A 9,440-nucleotide genomic window follows, 5' to 3' on the forward strand; every position below is an offset into this window, starting at 1 on the left:
GTCGAGCCAATCCAGGACGCATCGTAGCTCTGCGATTCGTCCAGCTCAGGGCGGTTGGTAAACAGCCTCGAGCGTGAAAAGCCGTAGCAGTCGCGGGTGAAATCGGCGACTTCCTGCAGCAGCACCTGGTCGTTGATCCGGGAACTGTCGATCTCCATCCGCATCGCGCGGATGTCGGGTGCGCAGGGAATCGACGCTGTGGCGGCGGCGGTAATGCCCTTGCTCATGGCATGCACCAGGTACCACCACACCGGCACATTCGCCGATTTCTCGCCGATCGTGTTGAAGGTTGTTCCCCAGGCCGTGTCGGCGGGCTTGGCCATGGAAACACCACAGCGCTGGCTCGCCGCACCGTCGAAGGTTACGGAGGACAGGTTGAGCGGGAAAAACGGCATGCAGCCAAACAGGATGACGACGTAGCTCATCCACAGTCGGTTCTCGACGCGGGGGATCGACAGCAAGCCTTTGTTGCCCTCGTCGGCCCCCTGTTGGCGGGCGGATAACCACTCCTGCAGGATGATCGCCCCAAACGGCGCAGCGAACAGCCCGGTGTCTGCCAGCGTGTTCCAGATGCCGTTGTTGATGATCCACGCCAGCAGCGACAGGTAGTATTCGAGGTAGCTGTTGGTGCTCATGTTCATGGCTGCACCTCACAAGCGCGACAGTTCGACCAGGACGATCGCACCGAAACCGATCAGGCCCAGGCGTAATAACCGTTGCTGGTCTTCCGAGCTTGGCCGCAAGCGGAGTGCTGCGGTCCAGCCGGCGAAAATCAGGGTGTACAGTAGGGCTCGCCAGTAGGCGAGAAACGGCGTACTCCCCCGTGCCTTCTTGATCCATTCCAACTGGGGCCCGCTCAATTGCAGCGCCATCGAGGCAACCAGCAACATGACCATCATGACGGCGAGGATCAGCAAGCCCCGAACGACCGAGCTTTTCACAGAAAACGGCATCATGGCGTGCTCCTTCCCTGATCCGCTCGCTGCAGGCGGTCTGGGCGTGGATCGCGCTGGTCGATATTGCGTGAGGCATCGGCGCCGCCGGCGTGGCGATCGAGGACCAGGCTGGCGGTGTTGGTGGCCAGGGCTTGGCGAACCTGCAATTCCGTTTGCAGCAGGCGGATCTCGCGCTCCAAGGTTTCGACATTGCCGTTGAGGGCAGTGGTGGCGGGCTGCGCCGACGCCACATTGGGCTCTCGGCTACCGGCGAGCAATGTGCGCTGCAGCAGCATCGCTTTGTAGATCGCGCTCGACAACGCGGTCTCGCTGGCCAAACGTTGGGCCAGCAGGTTCTGGTCGGGGTCATCGCGTAGGCCCTCGATGACGCCACGCGAGACCTGCAGCAAGGGGCTGGAGACTTTGGCGAGGTTTTCTGGGGTGGGCTCTTCTGCGCCCGACAACATGCGTTGCAAGCCCTCGAGGTGCTGCGTGTAGGTTTCCTGGATCAATGGTGTGAGCCCTGCACCCGCGCTCACGCGCAGCGCCTCGCAGTCATCGCAGGTCTCCACCTCGGATTCGCCGAGCACACGAGTGGCCCACTCAGCTGCCTCGTCGGGGCTCGACCAAGCCTGGCAAATCGCGCCATTCTGACAACCTGAACCGACCGCCGAGGTGTCCTCGACCGAACGGTTGTGCAGAAGGTTGTAACCCGCCTTAACCACGTCCGCGGTCACCCGGATCGGCGCCTGGCCATGGCCGCCAGCTTTCTGCCCGCCAATCCAGCTGACACCCTTGTTGCCGTTGTTGGATTCGGTGTCTTTCACCGCACTCACGGCATCACCGTCGGACTGCTCCAGGTTGTGCTGCATTTCCTGGTTCTGCGCCAGTGCTCCCCAACCGGCCTGATCCACCTTGTCAGCCATCTTCGCCGCCATCGCCTGGCAGGTGAGTTTGGAGCGGTCGAAGTCGATGCGTCCCTGCAGTACGCCGTTGCTCAGCAGTTCATACAGCCCGGGGTTGGCGCGCTGGATGATCATTGCCGGCAGCGACATCACCGCCTGGGTGGCGTTCTGGATGACGTTGCCCATGATCTGCTGGAAGCCCTGGGTGGCACCGTTGAGCTGGTTCTGCAGGGTGTTGGAGAGGTTCATGTTTCCGCACATCATGTTCGCGCGCCAGGACAGGCCGACGCCGAGTCCGCTGGGGCGGTAGAGCGAGGAGGGCGCGCCCGCCGCCGATCCGCCACCGATGGTGTACATCACCCGGTCGTCCAACACTTGGGCTTGGTCGCCCAGGTGGTAGCCATTCTCGGCGGCGTGGCCGGCGGCGCATACGAAGAGACATACCAACCCGAACGAGAGGGTGTTCATCACTGGCCTCCATCAAAGTCGATGCTGAACAGGAAGGTCTGCCCCATGCGTTGGCAGCAGCGATACGGCCGCCACAACGACCAGGCGTAGGCGCCCTCGGCACTCTGGACGGTGGCGCTCGGGAAGATGGCGCAGGTGCTCTGCATCATCGGTGCGAGCAACTGCCAACGGTGGTTGTTGATGTTGTTCTCCATCACCGGCAGCGGCGGCCAATAGCCGGGCGATGGCATCGGCTGCAGCGGCAGATACACATGCGGCTGACCAACGCGGGTGATGAAGTCGCTGGCGCGCTGCGCCATCACTGCGGCAGCCTTGAAGTCGTCGGGCTGTACCAGGAAACCCTGTCGTGGGTAAATGCTGCCCCACATGTTGCCGAGGGCTTGGCTACCGATCTCACGCATGCCCGGAATAAGCGCTTGCGGATAGACGGACTCGGGGATGGCGTGGCGCCAGGCCAGTGGATCGAGCGTACTGAGGTAGTAGGGCGCAAGTGGCACCGCCCCGCTTGGACATGCATAGCCGAAGCTGTGTGCCACGGTAGTCAGTGCAGCGCCGCCAGGATGTCCGATGCCGTCGACATTCTTGAAGCGCGGCAGGTTGTTGCGCTGCGGCGAGGGCGTGATGAGGTTGCCGCCGCCTTGCGACAGGGTGGTCGGCGCCGACAAAGCAGACATCTCGCCCCACGGGTTACTGCCGGTGTCGGAATAGCTCGACACCACCAGCTCGGGAATGAAGTGACGGACCTTGGGCGAGGTTCGCACCGTGCAGCCGAAGGGCGTACACAGTAGCCAATAGCAGATCCCGACGATGCGGTACTCCAGGCACTGCAGCGACGCGACAGAGGCAATGATGGCGGGGGTGGTCAGCGCCAGGCACTGCTCGGCAGCCATGAGCGACGCGATCGCGAGGAAGGCGCGAGCTCGGCCAGGTTTGCTCGGCTGTGGCGTTCGGCATGGGGCGGTCAAGTTCATCGGCAGCGCTCGGCAGGGGGCAACGGTGTGCATCCATGCGCCGAGTTGCAGCATCGCGGATCAGGCTGAGGAGGGGGACGGACAAACCGAGACTGGTGCCTTCGGTTTCTTCAGCCGGCAGGATCAGGACTGCAATCTGTCCTAAATCACTAATGGAGTACAAATGTGCTCCTGTCGATTTTTATTGATCAGCAGGCTTAGAACATCGTGTGTTCCGAGGTTCAGGACATGCCGCGCAAGCGATCGATGTCCGCCGCAATCTGCAGCGCAGCCTCCAGCTCGGACAGCTGGTGCGCTTCCATCAACCGCCAGCGCTGGGCTTTTTCCTCGGGCTCGGTCATGGCCAGGGCGAGGTAGAGGCTCGGCGGGACTGCGCGAAACAGCGTCTCCAGCTGCTTCGACAAGACCACGCCCTCGGTGTACTTGCCCGAGGCCTTGCTCGCCGACAGCAGCAGGGTCTTTTGTGCTGGCGTCAGCTTCTTGAACCGAGCGATCTCTTCGATTTCCGCCGGTGGCATGTTCAGGCAGATCCACCACTCGATCATGTTGAGCATGGTCTGCGCCGCGTCAGGGAAGTCAGCCAGGTTCTGCGTTGCTAACCAGAACCAGGCGCCGAGCTTGCGCCACATCTTGGTGCCTTTGACCACGAACGGTGCCAACAGCGGGTTCTTGGTGATGATGTGGCCTTCGTCGGTGACCATGATGATCGGACGACCGAGGTACTGGTCGCGTTCGGCGAGGTTATTCACCGTGTTCATCAGGCTGATGTAGCTGATCGACATCTGTGCTTCATAGCCCTCGCGGGCATAGGTGGCGAGGTCGACGATCGTGACATCGCTTTCCGGCCAGGGGGGGCCTGGTCGGTCAAACAGCGCACCCTCGAAGCCCTGGCAGAACAGGTCGATGGACTCGGCCATTTCCTGGGCACGCTCACGACGCTTGTCGGGCAGATGGGCGTCGCTGGCCACCGTGCGAAGCGCATCTCGGACATGACGTGTCATGACCTGCTGGTCGCTGGCCGCACAGTGCCTGGCGGCGTCAAGGATGCACTCGCGAATCAGACTGCGGTCTGCCCGGGTAAGGCGCGCTTCTTCCTTGGCTTCGCCGCCGGTGATCATCAGGCGGGCGGTGATCTCCAGCTCGCCCAGCACATCGCGTTGCTCGTCGCTGTCCGAAGCTTCTTCATCCAGGTCCTCGGTCGACAGGCTGGCGACCTGGTCGGGGCGTTCGATCAGTCGGCGGGCATCGGCGAAAGGGGCCAGGCTCAAGCCGCTGCCCGGTTTGAGTTGGACCTTATTGACGGTCAAGCCGAGTGTGGCGAAGTAGTCGCCCTGCAGGCCAAAGGAGTTGCCGGCCTCGACGATAAATAGCCGCGGCCGATACACCGCCATGACCTGCATCAGGATCGAAACCAGGGTGGCCGACTTGCCGGCGCCAGTCGGGCCGAACAACAGCAAGTGGCCATTCATGGAGCGGTCGAAGCGTGATAGGGGATCGAACGACAGCGGCGCGCCACCTCGGTTGAAAAAGGTAATGCCCGGATTGCCGGTACCGATGCTGCGTCCCCACAGGGGCAGCAGATTGGCGACATGCTGGGCAAACAACAGCCGGGTGTACCAGTTGCGCGGGTCGCGCGCAGGGTTGTAAACCATCGGCAACCAGCGCAGGTAGCTGTTGCAGGCGGCCACTTCATCGCCCTCGCGCACCGGTTGCAGGCCGGCACCGAGCAGTACATTGGCCGCCTGGATCGAGCGCTGGCGCAATTGTTGTACATCGACGCCGCGCAGGTACAGCGCCAAGGTACCGCGATACAGCTTGTGCTGGCGACCGATCAGCGCGCGGGCCTCTTCCACGTCCTGACGGGTCTGGGTCGAGGCCAGATTTTCGCCAATGGCTTTGCGCGCTAGGCGATTAAGCTGCTCCTCGAGCACATCCTGGGGTGTGATCACCAAGGTCAGGCTCAGGATGGCCTGCTCCGGCAGTTGATCGAACAAGGCATTGAGCGCCTCGCCTTTGCGGGTTTCGCCGGTCAGCTGGCCGATATGGGGTGGCCTGCGCAGTTTATCGACCACCATCACCGTGTGCGGCTGCTGATCGAAGTACCACATCCCCTGTTCGCTGTCCGAGCGTGGCTCGTGGAAGAACAGGCGCTCGGCAAAGTCATGGTCGAACGGCAATGACAGGCCATCGCCGTCATCGGGCTCCGGGTAGGGCACACGCCGGTAGAACTCCGCCGCTCGCTCGTTAGTGAGGGTCGGGGCTGGATTGAACCAGGGCAGCAACCAGCCATAGAAGTCACGCCCATTCAGCCGACGAGGATTGACCCCGCAGGCCTGTAACGAGGCCATGAGGCGGTCACAGGTCCTTCCCAGCAGCTGAGCGGGTTTTTGCCCTTCGTCGTCGGCCTGGTCACCGAGCCAGCGATAGACCACCAGCCGAATCCGCCGATTGCTGCCGCGCCAGGGCAGGTGTGACACGACAGGGTCGTCGAATAAGCCGCCTGGCTTGGCAATGGCGTCGAGGTGGCGCTGCATCGACGCGAGGAAGGCGGAGGTGAAGGGGGTGCCTGTCGCCCGCGGTGCGACGTACTGTGCCAGGCGTTCCAGGTACGGAGAAAAATCACTGTCGTCCTGACAGAAGAACTGCACCACCCAGGGTGCTTGGTCGAGCTCGTCGAAGCTGTCCTGCAGCGCATCTTCCAGCGCATCGCGCGCCGCCATCAGCCATTCGGGCTCACGGCCTTCGGTCCCGATCGGCTGCAACTCGAACACGGCGCCCACCGAGCGGTTGTCGTCGAGCAGAAAGCATTGCTCCTCCTCGAGGTATTCGACCCAGGGCAAGTAGTCGGTGAAGCTGGGGTTGTGCGCATACTGCGCAGCTTCGTCCGCACGCGTTGCACGTCGACGCTGCGCCGCGCGCCAGGGCTGCCAGCGTGGCGGGGCTCGATCTGCGTCATCGACCATCACAAATCGTCCAGGCGTTCGCCGGGCAGTGCGTACTGGACCTTCTCGTACAACGGGAACACGGTCGAGTAGCCGGGCACGGGCGTCTGCTGGGTGCCGGCCAGGTGCGGGTAGACGTACATCACCAGATCGGGATTGGGCAGGCGTGGGAACTGGGTGCGAATCTCGTTGGCGGCCGTGCGGGTATAGGCGCTCTGGTCCTTGATCTGGCGCTCGGGATCGAGAACCGGCCGGCGCAGCTCACTGCGGGCCTCCTGCAACTGCTGCTGCGTGCCGATTGCGGCGCCGCTGTTCCAGATATCCAGCATGGTGTGATCGCCGTGGGGCAGCATCTCGTCCTTGCTGGTGGTACAGCCTGCCAGGTGTAGGCAAAGCAGCAGGCTAATCCAGGTCCAGTACCGAAACGGATGGGCGTTCATGATTCACTCTCCGGCCTTTGGGTTCGTAGTCGATGCTGATTTCGTGATCCAGGTGCAACGCCACCTTGGCCCCCGGCGGGACGTAGATGGCGGCAAAGGCTTCGCCGTAGAGCTTGTTGATCCAGTCACGGATATCGCCGATGCCACCGCTGATGACCGAGTTCAGCGCGCTGTTGCCACTGTTCTGTGAAAGCCCCAGGCTGCCGCTGGCCGAGTTGATGAATGACGTATTGGTCTGTTCGCTGCCTAGCGCTGCAGCGAAGCCGGCGCCGGCAGCGGTGATCAGGCTCTGACTGCCCAGGTACTGCTGGGCGTTGGAGCGACGCTCACCGGCGATGCAGGGAATGCCGTAAGGGTCGGAGATGTAGCCCAAGCCGCCGCGGATCTTCTCGGTGTCTGAAGTCTGGGTACTGCTGCGGTTGCGACTGACCACCTTCTGCGGCTGCGGCACCGTGCGCACGGTGCCGTCGCTGAAGACAAAGGTGATCGACTCGACCTGGCCGCGCACGCATGACAAGGTCCAGTCACCGGCCGCAGTCCCGCTCATGACCGCGCCGACCACGTCCGGTAGGTCGATGCCGTTGGCGGTGAGGTTGTCCGGCCCCACCAGTACCTTGAACGGATAGGGATCGTTCACCGTGCCGTCCACCGGCACCCGGCCAATCAGGGCGGTCATGGCGATTGAGCCCATCAGGGTCGAGTTTTCGGGGATGGTGTAGACCGGCTTGGCGCCATCGGTCCGATCCTGAGTGCTGTCCAGGTCGCGCTCGCCCTTGGCCACGCCGCGCAGATGGTCCTGGCCCCGGTCGATCGCGTTGTTGTCTAGGCCATGCAGATCCTTGAACTTCGACGTCAGCGATGACAACGGTCCCTCAGCTTTGCTGGCCCCCTCTTGGCCAGCACGTGCATTGGATGGCTCGATCCATTGCACTGCATCCGCCGGCGGTTGTGCCCCGGAGAATTGTTGCTCGTCACCCGGTTCGAGCCCAAAGCCCACAGGTACGTCGGACTTCGCGGCCGGCTTGCTGGTGAGCTGGTCCTTGAGTCGGGACAGCAAACCCTGGGTTTCGCGGTGCTGTTGCTCGGCCTTCTGCCGGGCATCGTTGGCCTGCTGGCGCTGCTCGGTGACTTGCTGGGTGACACTGCTCAGCGTGTTTTGAATGCGACTGTCGATGTTGCCTTCGCGCGTGCGCAACCGGTTGTTTTCGGTCTGCAGCGTCTCGTTGCCTTTCTTCAGCGACAGCATCTCGCTGCGCATCGCTTTGACCTGGCCAATCAGCGTGGCCACGGTGTCGCGCGGCGTGTCGCCGGCAATGCCGAGGGCCTTGGCCTGTTCCGGACTGAGGGCAGTGTTTTCGGGATCATGGGCAGGTTCAGCGTCTGGCGCCGTCACCCAGGATTTGCCGATGATCAGCACGATCCCCAGCAGGACCGCCGGTACCAGCCATTTCAGTAAACCGTTAGCTTTCATGATCGGCAGCCTCCGGCGCTGGCGGTGGCAGCAGCAGTGCGTGTTTCAGGTCGCCGCCTCGGGTGACGAGATACGCCACGGTGGTGTCTTCAGGTGTGCCGGCGTGCCCCAGATATTCATGCTGGAAGGTGGCGGCATACAGCGTGGCCTGCAAGTGACGCGGGTCCAGCGAGACCTTGGCCGGCCCACGGTTGACGATCTTCACCGCCGTCACCCAATAATCGCCCAGCCGCCAAGCGGCGAGCCCCTTGATGGATACGTGCTCGGTCGGCAGGAGTGTGCTTAATCCTGAGGACTCGCCTAGCGAGACCCGATGGACACCAGGCAAGGGTGCCACGGTGCGCAGAGGCGCATACAGGTTTTGCGCTGCATAGCGAGTCAACACTACCGGTACCGGCGTGGCTGTAGGCGCTGCGTCCGGCGCGGTGTTCACGTCCGGCGTCTGCGCTTGAGCGACGATCTTGACCGGCTCCAGCGCCTCGCTGCCCTCGAACGCTTCGATGTCGACCAGGATGATGTCCCCCGACTTCACCGACTGCAGCTGGAGGCGGGTAGGGGGAATGGCTTCCGACGCATGCAGGTACACCGTGCCACCGACCGACTGCACGCGCAGCTTGCTGCTGATCGCACTGGGGAGCCCGACGCGGACATCCTCATCCAGCATGAGGATTCGTTCCTGGCCCACCGTCAGCGGCACGGCCAGCGGCAGGCGGTCCCAGTACTTGACCTCGACGGCACCCACAGCGGAACACCAGCCGGCGATCGAGACCAGCATCAGGATCAAGATACGCATCATCATGCACCTCCAGGCAGTGTCAGCTTCTGCGGTGTGCCTTCGTAGCAGTCCAGGGCCAGGCCCCACTTGTTGTGCTCGGGATCGACGTCAAAGCGCACGACACGCAGGGGGTAGCGCACGACGACGCGCTTCACCGGCTCGGCGGCGTAATATTCGTCGGCATTGAGGTCGAGCTTGACCAGCCAGCTGTGCTTATCCAACTGCTTTACCCGCAGGTCGGGGTCGTCGCTGTAGCCCCGCCCCAGCACCTCGTATACGCCGCGTACGCGGCCGCGCAGTTCGCCGGCTGCCTTGCGGTACTCAAAATCGCCATCGAAGAAGGTCTTGCACGCCGGTGTCAGATAAGGCTGCAGGGCGAAGATCGCGCGGTGGTAGTCGACCTCGCCGTCGGTGGGCCAGCGGTTGAGTTGGCCGAATATGTACAGGGCAAAGGCATAGATGTTTTCGGGCGGCACGTCCCACCATTTGCGCGTGCTACCTGAGCGCAGATCCGGTGGTACGTGAATGGTCAG

Annotated in this window: 9 protein-coding genes; all 9 read right to left on the minus strand. The window is 63.0% G+C overall.

Annotation, left to right across the window (positions count from 1 at the left end):
- Nucleotides 1-641: conjugal transfer protein TraG N-terminal domain-containing protein (locus tag E8E78_RS19480; RefSeq protein WP_280313780.1), on the minus strand; the 641-nt coding region annotated here is incomplete at its 3' end.
- Between the two features lie 9 nt (nucleotides 642-650).
- Nucleotides 651-956, minus strand: coding sequence for a hypothetical protein (locus E8E78_RS19485; RefSeq protein ID WP_280337122.1), 306 nt, complete (start codon nucleotides 954-956; stop codon nucleotides 651-653).
- The gene (locus tag E8E78_RS19490; RefSeq protein ID WP_280337123.1) at nucleotides 953-2,308 is read right to left on the minus strand and encodes an integrating conjugative element protein; all 1,356 of its coding nucleotides are present in this window, start codon (nucleotides 2,306-2,308) and stop codon (nucleotides 953-955) included. Before E8E78_RS19490 ends, E8E78_RS19485 begins: the two co-directional genes overlap by 4 nt.
- A complete protein-coding gene (locus E8E78_RS19495) occupies nucleotides 2,308-3,279 on the minus strand; it encodes a TIGR03756 family integrating conjugative element protein (protein ID WP_280337124.1) in 972 nt (323 codons plus the stop codon). The genes E8E78_RS19490 and E8E78_RS19495 overlap by 1 nt, the downstream gene beginning before the upstream one ends.
- A gap of 221 nt (nucleotides 3,280-3,500) precedes the next feature.
- On the minus strand, nucleotides 3,501-6,242 hold the full coding sequence (locus E8E78_RS19500) for a conjugative transfer ATPase (protein ID WP_280337137.1): 2,742 nt from the start codon (nucleotides 6,240-6,242) through the stop codon (nucleotides 3,501-3,503).
- Nucleotides 6,242-6,661 (minus strand): TIGR03751 family conjugal transfer lipoprotein, encoded by a 420-nt coding sequence (locus E8E78_RS19505; protein ID WP_280312361.1) that lies wholly within the window; start codon nucleotides 6,659-6,661, stop codon nucleotides 6,242-6,244. Before E8E78_RS19505 ends, E8E78_RS19500 begins: the two co-directional genes overlap by 1 nt.
- Nucleotides 6,624-8,132: a TIGR03752 family integrating conjugative element protein gene (locus E8E78_RS19510; RefSeq protein ID WP_280337107.1), complete on the minus strand. Its 1,509-nt coding sequence runs from the start codon at nucleotides 8,130-8,132 to the stop codon at nucleotides 6,624-6,626. The genes E8E78_RS19505 and E8E78_RS19510 overlap by 38 nt, the downstream gene beginning before the upstream one ends.
- On the minus strand, nucleotides 8,122-8,928 hold the full coding sequence (locus E8E78_RS19515) for a TIGR03749 family integrating conjugative element protein (protein WP_280337106.1): 807 nt from the start codon (nucleotides 8,926-8,928) through the stop codon (nucleotides 8,122-8,124). Before E8E78_RS19515 ends, E8E78_RS19510 begins: the two co-directional genes overlap by 11 nt.
- A partial coding sequence (locus E8E78_RS19520) for a PFL_4703 family integrating conjugative element protein (protein WP_280337136.1) occupies nucleotides 8,928-9,440 on the minus strand: 513 nt, incomplete at its 5' end. The genes E8E78_RS19520 and E8E78_RS19515, both read right to left, overlap by 1 nt.

Source organism: Pseudomonas sp. BN505 (genome assembly GCF_029873175.1).
GTDB lineage: Bacteria > Pseudomonadota > Gammaproteobacteria > Pseudomonadales > Pseudomonadaceae > Aquipseudomonas > Aquipseudomonas putida.